The organism is Dyadobacter sp. 32, assembly GCF_902506755.1.
Taxonomy (GTDB): Bacteria; Bacteroidota; Bacteroidia; order Cytophagales; family Spirosomataceae; genus Dyadobacter.
In genome coordinates this window covers 5,106,544-5,122,923 of record NZ_LR735258.1, presented here as the reverse complement: position 1 = coordinate 5,122,923, position 16,380 = coordinate 5,106,544, and the positions used below count along the sequence as shown (strand labels likewise).

The following is a 16,380-nucleotide window of genomic DNA, read 5'->3' as shown; positions in this document are numbered from 1 at the left end:
ACATAGTCGTTCTATTATTTTTATTTATAAATCACCCTTTAGCCAACTTTAAAACTTCCGCCGCAATATCCGTGGCTGCGGTTGGCCTGGCCAGTTTCCTTATATTGAATTTCAGTTCCTCTTGTTTTACCATATCGTCCAGCAAGCTCAAAGTGGCAGGAATCAAATCATGGGATGTTTGAGAATCTTTGATCATTAAAGCGGCATCCTGCTCTACAAGACTCAACGCGTTCTTCGTTTGATGGTCCTCTGAGGCTGCCGGGTAAGGCACTAAAATGGCCGGTTTCGCAGCAAGGCACAGCTCTGAAACCGATAATGCCCCGGCTCGTGATACAACAACATCGGCAATCGCATAGGCAAGGTCCATCTCATAGATAAATTCGTAAGCCTTTACACGGTCTGTTCCCAGCTTATTAATGGTAGCCTGAGCCTGATCTACAAATCCCTTACCTGTTTGCCATAAAACCTGGTAACCGGCGGCGATTAGTTTGTCCAGTCCATTGTTGATACTCATATTAATTGATCTGGCACCCAAGCTCCCGCCCATTACAAAGAGCGTTTTAAGGTCTGACCGGAACGAAAAATGTACCAATGCTTTTTCTCTTTTGGAAGACACCTCTACGATATCGTTGCGCACCGGATTACCCAGCAACTTAATTTTTTCTTTTGGAAAAAAAGCTTCCATTCCCGGATAGGCAACACATATCCGGCTTGCCCTTTTCGATAAAATTTTATTGGTTATGCCGGCATAAGAATTCTGCTCCTGGATAAGTATGGGTACACCCATCATCGATGCCACCATCAACATCGGACCACTTGCAAATCCACCCACTCCCACAGCGACATCCGCTCTAAACTGCCTGATGACCTTTCTGGCTTCCAAAAGACTTCTAAAGAGTTTGAAAGGGAATGCTAAGTTATCAAGCGACAATTCTCTTTTGATACCCACAATAGGAAGTCCAACAATCCTGAATCCAGCACGCGGCACTTTCTTCATCTCCATCTTACCAAGCGCACCCACAAACAAAATCTCAATCTCCGGATCGATTTTCTGGAGTGCATGTGCAATGGCTATGGCAGGATAAATATGTCCTCCGGTTCCGCCTCCACTAATGATTATCCTTTTAGACATAATTCAGCTAGATTCTCTTTTCTTCCAAATTTTCTCCCCTGCTTACGCTGAGAATCATACCCATAGCAATCCCTGTAAAAAGTAAGGAGGTCCCCCCCTGGCTGAAAAATGGCAGCGTTTGCCCGGTAACCGGAACGAGCCCGACGGTCACTGCCATAGCTGAAAACGCCTGACTTACCACAATAAAAGTTAATCCGGCAGATAGCAGTCCTCCAAAAGGTCTTTTGGTGACTTCTATCGCTTTCAACCCTCTGTATAAAATGATCAGATAAAAGATGATTAATGTAACCCCACCAAGAGTTCCATATTCTTCAACCGCAATAGCAAAAATAAAATCCTTCTGAGGCTCGGGTAGAAAGCGCCGCTGCCGGCTCTTGGCCACACCCTCCCCATACAATCCGCCCCTGGCCATAGCAATGTATGATTGCTGCGATTGATATACGACCTTGTCCCGGTCGAAAAACGCCATCATCCTAACCTGGGCGGTACCTGACCTCTGGGTATAATTCAGGTAGATAGCCAGAGAGGCAAAAAATACAAGGCCTAGGGCCGTAAAAAACAAATAACGGATGGGAACCTTGCCCACATACATCAGAAGAAAACAAATACCTGCCAGCATTATAGCAGTGGAAACATTGCTAACAAAAATCAGCCCGCATACAATACCCACAAATGCGAGGGGTTCCATAAACAGCTCCCTGGGGTTCCATCCACCCTTGATATGCCGCGCCAGAATCAGAGACAAATGCGATACCAAAGCCACCTTGGCCCACTCCGATGGCTGAAAACGTTGCTTAATGAAAGGAATTTCAATCCATCGCGCAGCTTCATTTACCGATCTGCCAAAGAACAGTGTGAAAATAAGCAGGATAATAGCACTGTATACCGCCAGCCTGGTTACATAAACAAATTTGATATACGGAATGCGATGAACAAAGAACATGATCATCAATGACAGAAAACACAAGGCCGTATGTTTTATGAGAAACGATTCTGTATCGCCCTGTTTCTGACTGTAGGCATCTTTAACACTGGCACTGTAAACCACCAATATACTCCATAGCAACATCACAATGCAGACAAACCATATCCATGGATCACCCTTCAGATTTTTGGAGAACCATGCCTGGGTGTCCTCCCTGAACTTTTGCATTGACTCCATCTCCTTAATAGTTAATTATACACATTATCAATGAATACACCTTCCCTGGAATCATCATTCACCCCCCAGATTCCTTACCGCAGCTTTAAATTTATCTCCCCGGTCCTGATAATTTTTAAACAAGTCGAAGCTTGCACAGGCAGGTGACAACAATACCACATCTCCTGGCTCAGCCCATACCCGCCCTTGACGAACGGCATCCTCCATATCCTGCGTGACATAAATATGCTTCACAATATCCTTAAAGTAGCTTCTTAATTTCTCAGCGTCGGGTGTAAGAATGATCAAACCCTTTACTTTTTCACGGACCAGGGCTTCTATCTGACTATAATCATTTCCCTTATCTACGCCGCCGGCAATCAAAATAACGGGTTGCTCAAAGCTACCCAAAGCGTAATAAACAGAATCTACATTGGTTGCTTTTGAATCATTAATGTAGGTCACCTCATGAATGGTCGCCACCTTTTCCAGGCGGTGGGGTGCATTGGTAAAGGAAATCAATCCCTCTCTAATGTCCGCATCAGAGACCCCTACCGATTGAGACACCAGAATCGACGCCATGGCATTGATGGCATTGTGCGGGCCTTTGATGGGCAGTTCTGCAAAGTCCCGCTCATAAATATGCTTACCGTACTTGCTGATTAATTTGCCCCCCTGCATGTAAGCTCCGGCAATTAACTCCCGGATTAATGAAATACCCCAACAATTCGGCCGTATGTTCCTCTTTCCAATTTCAGCCTCAATGACTTCGCTGTCGGCAAAAAAAATAAAATCATCTGCTTCGGTCTGGTTCCGGATTACTGCAAACTTTGAATCTGTATAATTCTGAAAGTTATATTCGTAACGGTCTAAATGATCGGGTGTTATATTCAAGATGACAGCAACAGCAGGATGAAAAGATTTGATATTATCCAACTGAAAACTGCTAATCTCAAGTACGTAGTAATCAAACTGCTTCTCGGCAACCTGCCAGGCAAAACTGTCGCCTATGTTTCCAGCCAAACCAACGTTCAACCCGGCACGCTGCAGAATGTGGTAGGTCAGTAACGTGGTAGTAGTTTTGCCATTACTGCCGGTAATGGCAATTAACTTAGCCGTGGTATAGCGCGATGCGAATTCAATTTCGGAGATTATAGAAATCCCTTTTTCCTTCAACGAAATGATGAGTGGCACTTTATCAGGAATACCCGGGCTTTTTACTACCAAATCAGCATTCAGTATCTCCGATACGGTATGCCCCCCCTCTTCAAAACGTATTTTATAGTCAAGCAGTACCTTCCTGTACTTATCCAGCAACAGGTCGCGATCCGAGAGAAAGACTTCAAACCCTTTCGCCATACCCAGAATGGCGGCTCCAACCCCACTTTCACCCCCGCCAAGTACAACTAATTTTTGCACAATAATGATATGGAAAACATGTAAAAAACTGCTAATCTGCGAAGGTAAATCTTTTTCAAGGTAAGTACCTCAGCCTCCCCTGTAAAAATTTTTAAAGCAAAAAAGGCATGAAATCATGCCTTTTCACCCATTCAATTAGTTCAATTCTTATTTTATTTTTCGGGCGTCTCAGTTAACCTTAACTTATTTGCTGCCTTCACAATCAGAAAAATAACCCACGCAATAATGATAAACTGAATCAATATCTGAATAAAGTTCCCATACTTAATGGCCACTTCCGGTGTTTCGCCCACTGCCTCCTTCAACACCACCTTTAATTGAGTAAAATCCACTCCGCCAATAACAATTCCCAGAATCGGATTGATGATATCCTCCACCAAAGAAGTGGTGATCTTCCCAAAAGCTGCGCCTATCACGACACCAACTGCAAGATCAAGGACATTACCTTTGGCAATAAAAGTCTTAAATTCCTGTAGCATATAATTTCAGTTTAATTGTAGGTTATTTTATAAAAAATGAAAGAAACTACTAATGAAATGAGTACAAAAATCCAACACTCAGACCTTGTGCAAACTGTACTTTACTCGCCTGGTCCTTGTCATACACTACAATCGCACCTAAATTAACATTAAAATATTTTGCAATCTTTGCAGTGACCATCGCATCCAACCGATGATCCGAATTAAACTCTTTTTTCATGATATTTTTATTCTCACTGTAAGAAGTGTATAGCAGATACCTGAATTTGAAATTCAGATTCTTCGCCAGATCTTTGTCAAAGTTGGCTACCAACTGAACGATACCTACTTCGTTTCTTACACGCTTGCCAATGGTTACACCATAGTTCTTCTGATCTGGTGTATTTACGTATAGTGACCTGTCAACAACGATGGTCTGTCTTAATGCAGCCGGTGCAAAATCGATGAAAAAGTAAGGAACAGGCTTGTATTCGATACCAATTGCTTCGGTTAAATAGGCCGGCGCGAAAAGTCCAGATGATTTTTTCTTGATAATGTTATCCGTACTGTCGGTAATATAATTGTATCCGGGGGCAAATTGAGACAAAAAATTGAAATTGGCAAAAAGGCTCCACTTTGAATTCAACTCTCTATTGTATTTGGAGTCGAAGAAGATCCTGTCCACATTTTTGCGACTCTGCTGCCCCTGGTTCCGTACCACACCATACTGCGACTGAAAATCGTTTCTCCATGCATGTACTCCCTTTTTCTTCTCCCTTAAAACGTTAAAAAATAACCCCAACGCCACTGAGTTAACGCCTCCACCCGACCAGTTGGAACTAAAAGATCCCTGATTGAGATTGGCTCCGAATTCCGTTTTTTTGATAAGGGTGTCACCAGGCAATTTCAGTTTGGAAGCATTTAAAGAATTGCTCAAATCTACTTTCTGCGAAAAACTGTAATGAGCTAAAAGTAAAAAGGCGGTTGTGATAATAAAACCTCTTCCAATTAGTGTGTTCATATAAATCGATTACTTTGGTTTAAAATATTAATTAAAAATTTCTACCTGCTTGGTCTGAAAAAGCTGCAATGGGATTATGGTGGTGGTAGTGTCATTGACAATGGTCACCGAAGTATTGTCTATTTTGGTAATGACTCCTTTGACATTGTCAATCTTGATAACCTGCCCTTCACGGTAATTTTTACGACTGTAGAATGAAGAGATTATATTGGCCAGTACGTCTTTTGATGCAATGCCGTAACCTAACGCAAATGCCCCTACGACGCCTCCGATGATCAGGATAAAGCTGGACTCAAGTAGCGCTGTTTCAATTCCGATCTGGCCCAGGGAGGTGATTAAGGTAATGATCAGAAAAAATATAAAGGCGATATTACCAATAAGCTTGGCCGAGGAAATATTGAACGACTTGCAAAGCGCAATGATGGCCGTCTTGATAGCGTCCGACAGCATTACCCCTATTTGAAGCATCACAGCCCCTGCGATAAGCTTGGGTATAAACGTTACCAGGGAGAGTACCATGTTCGTAATGGTATCCACCCCTAAGGTGTCGGCCGCAAAGGTTAAAAAGATCAAAAGTATATAGTAATACAAGATCTTTGCAACGATGTCACTTAGCTTGATTTCGGTTTTTAGTTGTTTGATGACCCCTATCTCATTGAGCCTATCCCCAATGCGGTCAAAACCCACTCTGCTCAATAGTTGACTCACAATCACTTTGACTCCGCGCGCAACAAGATAGCCAATAGCCAGTATGACAAAACAACCAATGACTCTGGGTACAAAATCAACAAACTGGCTTATTAAGGTTGTAAATGTGTTTCTTAATATTTCGGAAAGGTCGGGAAGGTTATTCATGATCGTTAGTAGATGAGTCTGTGGTATTAGGTTCTTCCGCTTCCGCAAAAGAAATACTTATGGTCAAAGCGTTTAAAAAGTGCTCGGTAAAATGGGCCACCACCTGCATGGAATTTCGAATTGTATCTACCTCAGAAACCAAGGCTGTTTTGAGGTACTCAGGAACTTTGATATCGGCTTCAAGTTCCTTGAAAATCGCATTTCCTGTCTGCATCTTTTTAATATTCAGATTAAGTTCCTGATAAGTTCAATAAGCTTAACTGCAAAAACTCCTAGAAACAGGATGGTCTCAAGATACTTTTTACGAAGTTTTTCACGGGACCGCAACAGCCTCATTTTTACCGCACTCTCCGTAACACTGAATATATCGGCGATATCCCGGATGCTCAGATCGTCCATGTATTTCATAAACAATATCCCTTTCTCGTCCACGGTCAAGTGATCAAGTGCTGTCTTTAGATTTTTAGCCTGGACATCATCCCCATCAAAGATCACATTAAGATCAATATCATCCGGCACTTCCAATGGCTCATCCTGATAAACCTCACCACGTTTTTTATTCGTCCTGAGCTGGTCCATGCAGTGGTTATACGTGATGGAATAAAGCCAGGTTGAAAACTTAGCATCCTCCTTAAAGGTACCCAGTTTGAAAATCAGTTTGAGAAAAATGTCATGGGTTAAATCCTCAGCCTTAGCTCCATCCTTTACGAAGGAGATACATTTATGATATACTTTGTCGGCGTAGCGTTCATAGAGCTTTTCAAAAAACCTGTTTTGTTGAGTTTCCACAAACAGTTTCACCAATTCTTCATCGGTGTACCCATTCGTCGAGCTATCACTCGTTGATGTTCTGACAACCATATCTACAAAAAGTAACAGAGAAGAGGGTAAAAATAGCGGTTATATTTTCAAATTTCTATAAATATCAAAAAACAACGCCTGGTATACAAATCGATACCAAGCGTTGCTTACAATATTTTGTACTAACTAAGACGAACTAAGCTCCGATTGCAACCCGATTGAACGATTTTACCGTCAATCCCTTGGCCGTTTTCTCAAGTAATTGACGTATAGTCAAAGACGAGTCTTTTACGAACTCCTGATTAAGGAGTGTGTTGTCTTTATAGAACTTTTGAAGTTTACCCTGAGCAATTTTCTCAAGCATTGCTTCCGGTTTGCCTTCTGCTCTTGCCTGTTCTTTACCCACTTCGATCTCACGTTCCACCGTAGCCGAGTCCACCCCGTCTTTATCCAATGCCACAGGCTTCATGGCTGCAATTTGCATGGCAACATCTTTGCCGAGCTCCGTTACATCTGTTCCGTTTACGCCTTCGAAAGCAACAAGTACACCCAATTTGCCATTCGAGTGAATGTAAGAAACAACCTGATCCGCCGTAACATTTTCATAAGAAACAATTTCCAGTTTCTCACCCAGCTTACCTACCAGGTCGATGATGTTTTCGCTCACCGGGCGGCCATCCGCAAGCGTTGCAGAAAGCAATGCCTCTTTATCCGAAATATTGTCAGCAACTGCTTTATCCAGTATGCTTTGTGCCAGATTCTTAAAATCCTCTACATTAGAAACAGGTTCTGTTTCACATGCAAGCGCAACAATTTTCCCGTTGGTTCCATCCGCACTGATGCTCACCAGTACAGTTCCCTCAGAAACTGCATTATCTGCACGTTTCGCGGCAACTTTTTGTCCTTGTTTACGGAGAATATCAACAGCTTGTTCAAAATCACCATCAGCTTCCTGAAGTGCTTTTTTACAATCCATCATTCCTGCGCCAGTCATTTGGCGAAGTTTATTTACATCTTGAGCGGTAATTGCCATGATTTGAATAAGTATGATTTATTATTTCCGGAGAAGATGGCCGTCAGATTTTGAAATGACAGCGATCTGTAATTATATTTTAAAAAACAGTAGCCCATAGCAATAGGCTATGGGCTACTTTATCTGTTCAGACAGGAAGGCTATTTAAAACCAACCTCATCGCCCTTCACTATTCTACGTCCGAATCGGTCGAAACCTCAGCCACTGGTGCTGAAACCGATGCCTCGTCACTGCCTTTGTCAACCTGACGTTTGGCTTCCTCTTCCTCAACTAGACGCTGATCGTCTTTATCTTGCTTGCGCTCCATCAAACCTTCTTCAATTGCTTTTCCAATTGCCAAAGTAATCAATGAAATTGCCTTGTAAGCATCATCATTACTTGGAATAGGGAAATCAACCAGTTCAGGGTTGGAGTTTGTATCGCAGATAGCAAAGATGGGTATGTTCAATCTTTTTGCTTCTGCAACCGCAATGTGTTCACGTTTTACATCAACGATGAAAAGGGCAGCAGGGAGGCGCGTCAGGTCAGCTACACCACCAAGTACGCGCTCCAATTTATCCTTTTCACGTGTAAGCATCAATCGTTCCCTTTTCGCAATATTGCTAACCGTGGATTCGTCTTTGAGCATCTTTTCAAGAGTCTGCATTTTTTTCAAAGACTTGCGAATAGTTCCGAAGTTTGTAAGCATACCACCCAACCAACGATCGGTTACGTACGGCATTTTAAGGCGTTTTGCCTCTTCCGTTACGATTTCCTGCGCTTGTTTTTTGGTAGCAACAAACATGATCTTACGTCCTGAACGAACAATCTGCTTCAAAGCGGCCTCAGCCTGCTCTACGCAGCTAAGTGTTTTGTTCAGGTCAATGATGTGGATCCCGTTCTTCTCCATGAAGATGTATGGAGCCATTCGTGGATCCCATTTACGGGTAAGGTGACCAAAATGAACACCTGCATCCAATAGTTCTTTATATTCTATTTGTGCCATTGCCAAATTTGATTTATAAGATTATAATAATTTTTGTTACGCAGCACAGCACATCGGGCACGATAAGTACTGTCTGGACATCTTTTGTCAAAGGTTGTCATTTATTGCGGTCCGCCGCGCGGACAGGTATTGTCATTTATTGTTTTGCTTCTAAGCCGAAACGACACCTGACTATTTCCTGACAATACTTGACTATTCCTGACAAAGAAAATATTAACGTTTCGAGAACTGGAATCTTCTACGAGCCTTAGCGCGTCCGTATTTCTTACGTTCAACCATACGTGGGTCACGGGTAAGAAATCCTTCTTTTTTCAATGCACCGCGGAATTCTCCGTTGTATTCGCAAAGTGCACGTGCAACAGCCATCCGGATTGCTTCCGCCTGACCTGTAACACCGCCACCTCTTACGTTCACTTTGATATCGTATCCGTTGGTTCCGCTGATCGTAGTGAATGGCTGCTGAAGAACGATCTGGTGTACTTCAAAAGGAAAATACTCCTTGTAATCGCGACCATTGACCTTGATATCACCTTTGCCTGGCGTCATGTAAATACGAGCCACAGCTGTTTTTCTTCTACCTATTGTGTTGATAACTTCCATGAATTACAACTGGATTTCTTTTGGTTGCTGAGCGCTGTGCGGGTGTTCGGCAGCAGCATAAACAAACAGATTTGTAAATAAACGACGTCCCAAACGATTCTTTGGAAGCATACCTCTTACGGCTTTCTCGATTACACGTTCTGGGTGTTTTTCGAGCAACTCACGGGGAGTTTGAAAACGTTGACCTCCCGGATAGCCAGTATGACGGACATAAATCTTGTCTGTCATCTTCTTTCCTGTCAACTTAATTTTATCGGCGTTGATAATGATCACATTATCACCACAGTCCACATGCGGAGTATAGCTTGTTTTGTGTTTGCCTCTGATCATTTTTGCAACTTCACTGGCCAAACGACCAAGTATTGCATCTTTAGCATCCACAACAACCCACTCCTTGTTTACTGTGTTTTTGTTCGCCGAGACTGTTTTGTAGCTTAACGTATCCACGATTAACAAAATATTTAATTGATTTTCAATAAATTACACTGTAACTAGACAGTCCCATCGCAAAATGGGAGTGCAAATATAGAGTTTAACAAATTGAATTACAAGTATGTTGGGAAATTTATACCGGCAGGTAAGCCTGGCATGGCCGTATCCCTTGTTATCAGGGCTTATTGCCCGCTTCAATGCGCCGGATCGTCACCGGAGCCTGAGGGTGTTTTCATCCCATTTACAACTTGCGGAAAGCCATTTAATCAGAAATAGAAAAGCATAACGCTGCATATGGCAAACCATACGCGCCGGAAAAATATCGCTGCCCGTTGTCGAGCACGATTTTTTCACCATCCACTCTTTTTGTAACATAGGCCATTCTTCCGGCCAGGTATCCCAGTTTTATTCCCAGACCTCGCCTGATCCGGAGCCGTGTATAGATTTCGGATTGTCCATTTTGTTTTGAAAAAATCAACGGAAATGCATTGAAATTCACGGGCATCGTAAGAACCTGCTTATTATAAAAGTCGGCACCCTCTCCGGGTGTCAGGGTATTTTTAGGATAAAACGCATGCCTTTTGGAACCAAAAGCAAAGGCCACGGCATCGGTGTTGGCTCCGATATCCAGCTTCCATACCCTAAAATTAGCACCGAACACAAAGCTCGCCCCATTCACCGAGATGCTCTGATATTCAAGCGCATCGCGAAGAGCAATATCATTCTGAGAGGTCAGACTTACAGGACCTCCGTAAATACCCCAGGCCCTGATGCCTACACCGACTTTAAACCAGGTCACCCGATGAAAACCCGCTTCTTCATGATACAGGATGGCGGGAGAACCGAAACTTGAATTGAACCCGGCACCTACATCTATTCCAGCAGTTGCTCTGTACTGATTTTGTGCCAAAACAGTATTTACCTCCGCAAGCAGAGTAAGTAAGAATAAAATCAATACTTTCATAAATATATTTTAGTAAGATGTGATGTGTATGCGTGCAAATACTCCATAAATATAACATTCCACCTTTTGATTTCACGATCAAACGATAAGATTTACAGGCGTTTATAAAATTTTTAATCAAATATCCTTTTCATAATGATCCGCAAACAATTCCTCTGCATAACCTTCAAATTATTCGCGTTATCGTCCTGTTTATTAATACATTACCAGTCTTTGGGACAAAATGACGAGGCACTCAGGTTTAAACCGCTGTTTAATGGAAAAAACCTGGACGGATGGGTGGATGTAAACACATCAAAGGAAACCTGGAAGGTAAAAAAGGGCACACTGATTTGCTCCGGAAAACCCATCGGCGTCATGCGTTCCGACCGGCAGTATGAAAACTTCATCCTCGAGGTAGAATGGAAACATATGGAGGCTGGTGGAAATTCAGGTATATTCGTATGGAGCGAAGGCACGCCTCAGGAACACGATCCGCTCACTAAGGCCATTGAGGTACAAATGCTGGAGCTAGACTATGCCCCGCAACACAATGCAACCGAGGACTATGTGCATGGTGAACTATTTCCAACGATGGGTATGACGGCTATCCCCGACAATCCCCGGGGAATCCGAAGCAAATCACTGGAAAAACGTTGTAAAGGAAAAGGTGAATGGAATAAGTACGTGGTGGTGTGTGTAGACGGAACGGTAAAACTGTCGGTTAACGGTAAGTTTGTGAACGGGCTGCGCGAGTCTGAACGCAAAAAGGGCTATATCTGCCTTGAAGCCGAAGGTGCGGAAATCCATTTCAGAAATATGAGGATCATGGAATTGCCCTCTGGAATCACTACTGCGGCGCAGACCGCCCCTTTGGTAAAATAACCAGGCAGGTTTGAACCTTGTAATTCAGAAAATTAAAAGAGTTGGGCATGAAAATTTCATTTGTCGGTGCAGGAAATGTAGCCTGGCATCTTGCGCAAGCATTAGAAGACGCGGGCCACTGGATATGTGAAATATACAGCCGGGAGCCGAGAAACGCCGGAGAGCTCTCTTCCCGGCTTTACGATTCCGAAACGCAGGAAGATCTTAACTTTTCGGAGAGTGCGGCGGAGCTTATCGTGATCGCAGTACCTGATGACGCCTTAGAAGATGTGATCCAGCGCATCGTATTTCCTGAAAATGTCATAGTGGTCAATACATCCGGAACCAGGTCTCTCACCGATCTTCGAAATCTGGTCGCGATCCATAGTGATGTGTACGTTCATACCGGTGTTTTTTATCCTGTCCAGACCTTTACCAAATCAGCCCTGATTGATTACAAGGCAATGCCGATCTGTATTGAGGCTACGCACGAAAAAATTGAAGAAAAGCTAATGAAGCTAGCCCAGGGCGTCAGTGATCATGTTCAGCGCCTGGATTCAGAGGAACGCTTCATCCTGCATATTGCTGCCGTCTTCGCCAATAATTTCGTCAATCATTTACTGGCAGTGTCGCACGATCTGATGGCGCGTGAGCAACTGGACTTTGACCTTCTGAAACCTTTAATTGCCAATACGGTTCAAAAAGCTCTCGACTCGAATGACCCAGCCTCAGGCCAAACAGGGCCCGCACGGCGTGGAGACTGGGCCGTTACCACCAAACACCTGGCTTATCTTCAGAACATCAATCCAGACTGGACAGATATTTACAGGGTTTTGAACGAAAAGATAAGAAACCACCATTTACCAAAATGATACGAAGGAAGACTGCCGGAAAAAAAGTTAGTCTATCTTTGCACGATCTATTTTAATGACACCGACATGAGCTCTGCCTTAAACGACCGATTTCAGCGCATCACAACATTTATATTCGATATCGACGGGGTAATGACCGATGGCAGTGTCATCGCACTGGAGAGTGGGGAACAACCCAGGATTTTTAATGTGAGAGATGGGTACGGAATCAACCGGGCTATCAAGATGGGCTACCGGGTTGCAATCCTATCGGCGCAAAATCAGGTTGGTGTGCGCAAACGTCTTGAATATCTGGGCGTGAGTGATATTTTTATAGGCACCTCCCCGGATGGAAAACTTCCTATTTACAAAAAATATATCGCTGACCGCAATCTAAGTGAAGATGAGATTGTGTTTATGGGTGACGATCTGCCGGACTACGAGGTGATGCTTACCAATGTGATGGGCGCCTGCCCGGCAGATTCAGCAGATGAAATCCTGGCGATAGCTGATTACATTTCTCCTAAAAATGGAGGCCACGGGGCCGTCAGGGATCTGATTGAACAAGTAATGAAGGCGCAGGGCAAATGGATGCTCTGGTTTGAGCAGGCAAAAACGGGCGATTCGCAGTAGCTTGCCTGGTTAGTCTAAGAATGAACAAAGTTTCCGAAAAATACGCACCTGCATTGTTAAAAGAAAAACGTTACTTCCCCAATCTTAACGGCATCCGCTGCATTGCCGCTCTTCTGGTAGTTTGTCATCACCTCGAACAAGCTAAGCACGCATACGGAATTGCTAACTTATACGAGTACCCGATCATTCAGCATGCTGGCAGGCTTGGCGTAGGCCTTTTTTTTGTTTTAAGTGGTTTTTTGATCACCTACCTTCTGTTAGATGAGCGCGGGAGATTCGGTAATGTGGACGCCAAAAAGTTTTACCTGCGACGCGTATTCCGTATCTGGCCAATCTACTTTCTCATCATTGGCCTTTCGTTTTTCGTATTTCCCCACCTCGACCTACTGGCTTTTCCAGGCACGGAAGAAAAACTATCTGTCCATGCTACCGAACGATTGATTCTGCTTGCGCTGGTATTGCCTAATTTTGCCTTTGTACTATATGACCTGCCCTACTGGTGTGCCCAGACCTGGTCCATTGGCGTGGAAGAGCAATTTTATTACTTGTGGCCCTGGCTGATCAAATACCCAAAAAACAGACTGGTGATTCTGCTGCTATTCCTGGGCATTACAGGGGGAATACTATTTCTGGGATTGGATTACCTTGATCCGGACGATCAAACGCGAAATGCGATAGTGGGGACATTCATTGGCCAGTTCAGAATACAAACGATGGCGCTGGGAGGGCTATGTGCATATCTGGTCTATTATGAGAAGCATTATATTCTCAACCTTTTGTTCAGGAAAGATGTGCAGTTAATTGTTTACACCGTTCTGGTGGTTCTATTTTTATCCGGCATACACTTCTTTGGATTTCTTGAACTTTACGCCGTGTTTTTCGGCTTTTTTGTGCTGAATGTTTCCTGCAATAAAAACTCAGTAATCAACCTGGAAAACCGGGTGATGATCCATCTGGGAAAAATTTCCTATGGCCTTTACATTTATCATGTATTTGTAATTGTGCTGATGATTAATTTTTTAAGGGCGTATGTTCCCGGTCTGGATGGCGCTACCTACCAGCTGACCGTATATATACTCTCCCTGGCTGGCTCTGTGCTCGTATCGTCAGCATCTTACACTTTTTTGGAAAAACCGTTGCTCTCGTACAAAGACCGCAGGTTTGGGCGATAACCTTGTTAAAGTCCAGGCAATTCCGACATCGTGTAATATTGCAACTGCCTGGCATGAGCCTCAATCAGAATCTTCTCCAGAAAGGCAATATCGAAACCATATTCACCTGCTTTTGGTCCACCATGAAGGGGTTCGTGGCCAAACAGCATCAATGCGGTATTTGTATCAGCAGCCCTTTGCATGGCATCCCTCATGTCATCGTGGGTCAACCCCGAGTCGGTGTCAATCAACAGTGCATCTACGGTGCGTGTCTTGTCAAAAGCATAGTAAATCCAATCCATTACACGTGGAGCTATTGAGTACAGCGGTATTCCTTTGTATACCCGGTTGGCAATCGCTACATCCCTGAGTATCTCAAAACCGTGTGCAAAAAGTACCGAATCAACCCGATCATTGTGATTGCCTCCCGGATGCGCATAGGATGTGGGCGCAAAACCAGCCGCTCTCATGTAGCCCATCCCGGGTATCAGTTCCATCTCGGCATATTTTTGTGGCCCCTCCGCTTCTATGAAATCCGTGGATCTGCCGTTATGAACTGTCCCATGGAAACCAATCTCATGCCCGTCCGCTTCCAGTTGTTTCAATTTCTCAATTTCATCCTCTTTAAGACTATCCCCGCAAGTAATAAAAAAGGTCACCTTTGCATCATACTTTTGAAATAGTGGCCTCAGCGCATACCATTCATCGATAAAATGATCATCAAAAGAAATAGCAATACCTGCTTTTTCAAGAGTTTCGCCTTTTTGTTGGCAGGAGAAAGTGACAAAAATCAATAGAATAACAATCGCCAAACCTTTTATTTTACTGCTCATTATTATCTCTATCAAAAAACTCATGCAATTTATCTTGTAATATTTTCTTATCTGGGAGTCGGGTTTTGTAATCAGAAACCATTGCCGGGGACAGGCTTCTGCTCAGAGCATATTCCACCACTTCATTATCCTTATCCTTGCAAAGTAACAAACCAATGCTTGGATTTTCGTTTTGATTCTTAACATCTCTATCCAATGCTTCAAGATAAAAGTTAAGCTGACCCATGTGCTCGGGTCTGAATTTATCTGCTTTTAATTCGAATGCAACCAAGCATTGTAATCCTCTATGAAAGAAGAATAAGTCTATAAAAAAATCTGTGTTACCTACCTGAATCTTGTACTCTTCACCAACAAATAAAAACTCTTTACCCAATTCAAGAATAAAACTCTTCATCTGACCTAAGAGCCCTTTTTGCAAGTCACTTTCAGAATGTGGCTCCGAGAGATTTAAAAATTCAAATACGTAACTGTCCTTAAAAGTATTCCCAATATCAGGATAGATATCTCTAGTTGGCAGCGGAATCTTTGCGGTACTCAATATCGTTCTTTCAAAAGCTCCGGTGGAAATTTGACGCTCCAACTCACGAACACTGTAATTTTCCTTAATACTCAATTTTAAATAGAACTCGCGCTCCTCCGCTAACTTACATCTGGAAAATATTGTTCGATGATGTGTCCAGCTCAGTTTGCCAAGAATTGACTTTTTTATATCTTCATCAGATATCAAGCGCCTTACAGCGGTGACCAATTCGTTATCATCATTCAATTGTCGCCGCACTGAGGTGACAATTGAATTCACCTCACCGTCAATCACTTTTACAAGTTCAGTTCCCTGGTAGCTTTCGTAAAACTGAATCATTCTATAAAGGCTTTTGCGGTCAAAGCCTTTTAACGTCGGATCATTTCTTAACAGGAAATCAGAAAACTGCTGAACCGCTTTATCACCCCATTTACTTTCGTTTAGCTGTTTGCTTATATATGATCCTATTTGCCAATACAAGTTAACTAACTCAGAATTTACTAATTTAAGAGCGTTATACCTTGCTTGTTTTATCGCCTCAAACAATACCGAAAAACCTACCAGCTCTGTATTTTGATTCATAAAAACTTCTGTTTTACCAAAAATATAAACATCTCATAATCAATGCAAAAAATAAAAGCTCGATACAAACTACTGAAACTAAGTACATAACTAGGTATTAGCTTATTACTTTCGCTAAATTAACGA

Annotated in this window: 19 protein-coding genes; 4 read left to right on the top strand and 15 right to left on the bottom strand. The window is 43.0% G+C overall.

Annotation, left to right across the window (positions count from 1 at the left end):
- Window positions 1-31: 31 nt before the first annotated feature.
- From murG to DYADSP32_RS20920, 13 genes are all read right to left on the bottom strand, one after another.
- Window positions 32-1,132, bottom strand: coding sequence for an undecaprenyldiphospho-muramoylpentapeptide beta-N-acetylglucosaminyltransferase (gene murG / locus DYADSP32_RS20980; RefSeq protein ID WP_149240926.1), 1,101 nt, complete (start codon window positions 1,130-1,132; stop codon window positions 32-34).
- A gap of 7 nt (window positions 1,133-1,139) precedes the next feature.
- Window positions 1,140-2,294 carry an FtsW/RodA/SpoVE family cell cycle protein gene (locus DYADSP32_RS20975; protein ID WP_149240927.1) on the bottom strand — a complete coding sequence of 385 codons (1,155 nt, stop codon included), beginning with the start codon at window positions 2,292-2,294 and terminating at the stop codon, window positions 1,140-1,142.
- A gap of 54 nt (window positions 2,295-2,348) precedes the next feature.
- Complete coding sequence (murD, locus tag DYADSP32_RS20970) at window positions 2,349-3,698, bottom strand: UDP-N-acetylmuramoyl-L-alanine--D-glutamate ligase (RefSeq protein ID WP_149240928.1); 1,350 nt, start codon at window positions 3,696-3,698, stop codon at window positions 2,349-2,351.
- Window positions 3,699-3,844: 146 nt separating this feature from the next.
- Window positions 3,845-4,171: a large-conductance mechanosensitive channel protein MscL gene (mscL, locus tag DYADSP32_RS20965; RefSeq protein ID WP_149240929.1), complete on the bottom strand. Its 327-nt coding sequence runs from the start codon at window positions 4,169-4,171 to the stop codon at window positions 3,845-3,847.
- Between the two features lie 49 nt (window positions 4,172-4,220).
- Entirely contained in the window at window positions 4,221-5,171 is a 951-nt protein-coding gene (locus tag DYADSP32_RS20960) for a DUF3078 domain-containing protein (RefSeq protein WP_149240930.1), read from the bottom strand.
- A 27-nt stretch (window positions 5,172-5,198) separates the two neighbouring features.
- Window positions 5,199-6,026, bottom strand: a complete 828-nt coding sequence (locus DYADSP32_RS20955; protein WP_149240931.1) for a mechanosensitive ion channel family protein — start codon at window positions 6,024-6,026, stop codon at window positions 5,199-5,201.
- Window positions 6,019-6,240: a hypothetical protein gene (locus tag DYADSP32_RS20950; protein ID WP_149240932.1), complete on the bottom strand. Its 222-nt coding sequence runs from the start codon at window positions 6,238-6,240 to the stop codon at window positions 6,019-6,021. Before DYADSP32_RS20950 ends, DYADSP32_RS20955 begins: the two co-directional genes overlap by 8 nt.
- A gap of 11 nt (window positions 6,241-6,251) precedes the next feature.
- Window positions 6,252-6,887, bottom strand: a complete 636-nt coding sequence (locus DYADSP32_RS20945; protein WP_149240933.1) for a sigma-70 family RNA polymerase sigma factor — start codon at window positions 6,885-6,887, stop codon at window positions 6,252-6,254.
- Window positions 6,888-7,023: 136 nt separating this feature from the next.
- Window positions 7,024-7,860: a translation elongation factor Ts gene (gene tsf, locus DYADSP32_RS20940; protein WP_149240934.1), complete on the bottom strand. Its 837-nt coding sequence runs from the start codon at window positions 7,858-7,860 to the stop codon at window positions 7,024-7,026.
- A 169-nt stretch (window positions 7,861-8,029) separates the two neighbouring features.
- Window positions 8,030-8,845 (bottom strand): 30S ribosomal protein S2, encoded by an 816-nt coding sequence (gene rpsB, locus DYADSP32_RS20935; protein WP_149240935.1) that lies wholly within the window; start codon window positions 8,843-8,845, stop codon window positions 8,030-8,032.
- Window positions 8,846-9,058: 213 nt separating this feature from the next.
- Entirely contained in the window at window positions 9,059-9,445 is a 387-nt protein-coding gene (gene rpsI, locus DYADSP32_RS20930; protein WP_149240936.1) for a 30S ribosomal protein S9, read from the bottom strand.
- Window positions 9,446-9,448: 3 nt separating this feature from the next.
- Window positions 9,449-9,892, bottom strand: a complete 444-nt coding sequence (gene rplM, locus DYADSP32_RS20925) for a 50S ribosomal protein L13 (RefSeq protein ID WP_149240937.1) — start codon at window positions 9,890-9,892, stop codon at window positions 9,449-9,451.
- 247 nt (window positions 9,893-10,139) lie between these two features.
- Complete coding sequence (locus tag DYADSP32_RS20920; protein ID WP_149240938.1) at window positions 10,140-10,841, bottom strand: hypothetical protein; 702 nt, start codon at window positions 10,839-10,841, stop codon at window positions 10,140-10,142.
- A 135-nt stretch (window positions 10,842-10,976) separates the two neighbouring features.
- On the opposite strand from DYADSP32_RS20920, the gene DYADSP32_RS20915 reads away from it, so the two are divergent.
- The 4 genes from DYADSP32_RS20915 to DYADSP32_RS20900 all read left to right on the top strand — a co-directional run bounded on the left by DYADSP32_RS20915 (window position 10,977) and on the right by DYADSP32_RS20900 (window position 14,340).
- Window positions 10,977-11,705: a DUF1080 domain-containing protein gene (locus tag DYADSP32_RS20915; RefSeq protein WP_414617941.1), complete on the top strand. Its 729-nt coding sequence runs from the start codon at window positions 10,977-10,979 to the stop codon at window positions 11,703-11,705.
- Between the two features lie 47 nt (window positions 11,706-11,752).
- Window positions 11,753-12,556 carry a Rossmann-like and DUF2520 domain-containing protein gene (locus tag DYADSP32_RS20910; RefSeq protein WP_149240939.1) on the top strand — a complete coding sequence of 268 codons (804 nt, stop codon included), beginning with the start codon at window positions 11,753-11,755 and terminating at the stop codon, window positions 12,554-12,556.
- Between the two features lie 66 nt (window positions 12,557-12,622).
- Window positions 12,623-13,168, top strand: a complete 546-nt coding sequence (locus DYADSP32_RS20905) for a 3-deoxy-D-manno-octulosonate 8-phosphate phosphatase (protein ID WP_149240940.1) — start codon at window positions 12,623-12,625, stop codon at window positions 13,166-13,168.
- A 20-nt stretch (window positions 13,169-13,188) separates the two neighbouring features.
- Window positions 13,189-14,340, top strand: coding sequence for an acyltransferase family protein (locus DYADSP32_RS20900; protein ID WP_149240941.1), 1,152 nt, complete (start codon window positions 13,189-13,191; stop codon window positions 14,338-14,340).
- 5 nt (window positions 14,341-14,345) lie between these two features.
- Here DYADSP32_RS20900 and DYADSP32_RS20895 read toward each other — a convergent pair whose 3' ends face one another.
- Together DYADSP32_RS20895 and DYADSP32_RS20890 are read right to left on the bottom strand one after the other, a co-directional pair.
- Window positions 14,346-15,152 carry a polysaccharide deacetylase family protein gene (locus tag DYADSP32_RS20895; RefSeq protein ID WP_414617940.1) on the bottom strand — a complete coding sequence of 269 codons (807 nt, stop codon included), beginning with the start codon at window positions 15,150-15,152 and terminating at the stop codon, window positions 14,346-14,348.
- Complete coding sequence (locus tag DYADSP32_RS20890) at window positions 15,142-16,254, bottom strand: PDDEXK nuclease domain-containing protein (protein ID WP_149240943.1); 1,113 nt, start codon at window positions 16,252-16,254, stop codon at window positions 15,142-15,144. Before DYADSP32_RS20890 ends, DYADSP32_RS20895 begins: the two co-directional genes overlap by 11 nt.
- Window positions 16,255-16,380 lie beyond the last annotated feature (126 nt).

Excerpts from the sequence above, each read along its gene's own strand:
- DYADSP32_RS20905 (WP_149240940.1), top strand. The coding sequence starts at position 12,623 with ATGAGCTCTGCCTTAAACGACCGATTTCAGCGCATCACAACATTTATA.
- DYADSP32_RS20915 (WP_414617941.1), top strand. The coding sequence starts at position 10,977 with ATGATCCGCAAACAATTCCTCTGCATAACCTTCAAATTATTCGCGTTA.
- rpsB (WP_149240935.1), bottom strand. The coding sequence starts at position 8,845 with ATGGCACAAATAGAATATAAAGAACTATTGGATGCAGGTGTTCATTTT.
- murG (WP_149240926.1), bottom strand. The coding sequence starts at position 1,132 with ATGTCTAAAAGGATAATCATTAGTGGAGGCGGAACCGGAGGACATATT.
- DYADSP32_RS20945 (WP_149240933.1), bottom strand. The coding sequence starts at position 6,887 with ATGGTTGTCAGAACATCAACGAGTGATAGCTCGACGAATGGGTACACC.
- DYADSP32_RS20920 (WP_149240938.1), bottom strand. The coding sequence starts at position 10,841 with ATGAAAGTATTGATTTTATTCTTACTTACTCTGCTTGCGGAGGTAAAT.
- DYADSP32_RS20890 (WP_149240943.1), bottom strand. The coding sequence starts at position 16,254 with ATGAATCAAAATACAGAGCTGGTAGGTTTTTCGGTATTGTTTGAGGCG.
- DYADSP32_RS20900 (WP_149240941.1), top strand. The coding sequence starts at position 13,189 with ATGAACAAAGTTTCCGAAAAATACGCACCTGCATTGTTAAAAGAAAAA.
- DYADSP32_RS20975 (WP_149240927.1), bottom strand. The coding sequence starts at position 2,294 with ATGGAGTCAATGCAAAAGTTCAGGGAGGACACCCAGGCATGGTTCTCC.
- DYADSP32_RS20950 (WP_149240932.1), bottom strand. The coding sequence starts at position 6,240 with ATGCAGACAGGAAATGCGATTTTCAAGGAACTTGAAGCCGATATCAAA.
- rpsI (WP_149240936.1), bottom strand. The coding sequence starts at position 9,445 with ATGGAAGTTATCAACACAATAGGTAGAAGAAAAACAGCTGTGGCTCGT.
- DYADSP32_RS20895 (WP_414617940.1), bottom strand. The coding sequence starts at position 15,152 with ATGAGCAGTAAAATAAAAGGTTTGGCGATTGTTATTCTATTGATTTTT.
- tsf (WP_149240934.1), bottom strand. The coding sequence starts at position 7,860 with ATGGCAATTACCGCTCAAGATGTAAATAAACTTCGCCAAATGACTGGC.
- DYADSP32_RS20960 (WP_149240930.1), bottom strand. The coding sequence starts at position 5,171 with ATGAACACACTAATTGGAAGAGGTTTTATTATCACAACCGCCTTTTTA.
- DYADSP32_RS20955 (WP_149240931.1), bottom strand. The coding sequence starts at position 6,026 with ATGAATAACCTTCCCGACCTTTCCGAAATATTAAGAAACACATTTACA.
- mscL (WP_149240929.1), bottom strand. The coding sequence starts at position 4,171 with ATGCTACAGGAATTTAAGACTTTTATTGCCAAAGGTAATGTCCTTGAT.
- DYADSP32_RS20910 (WP_149240939.1), top strand. The coding sequence starts at position 11,753 with ATGAAAATTTCATTTGTCGGTGCAGGAAATGTAGCCTGGCATCTTGCG.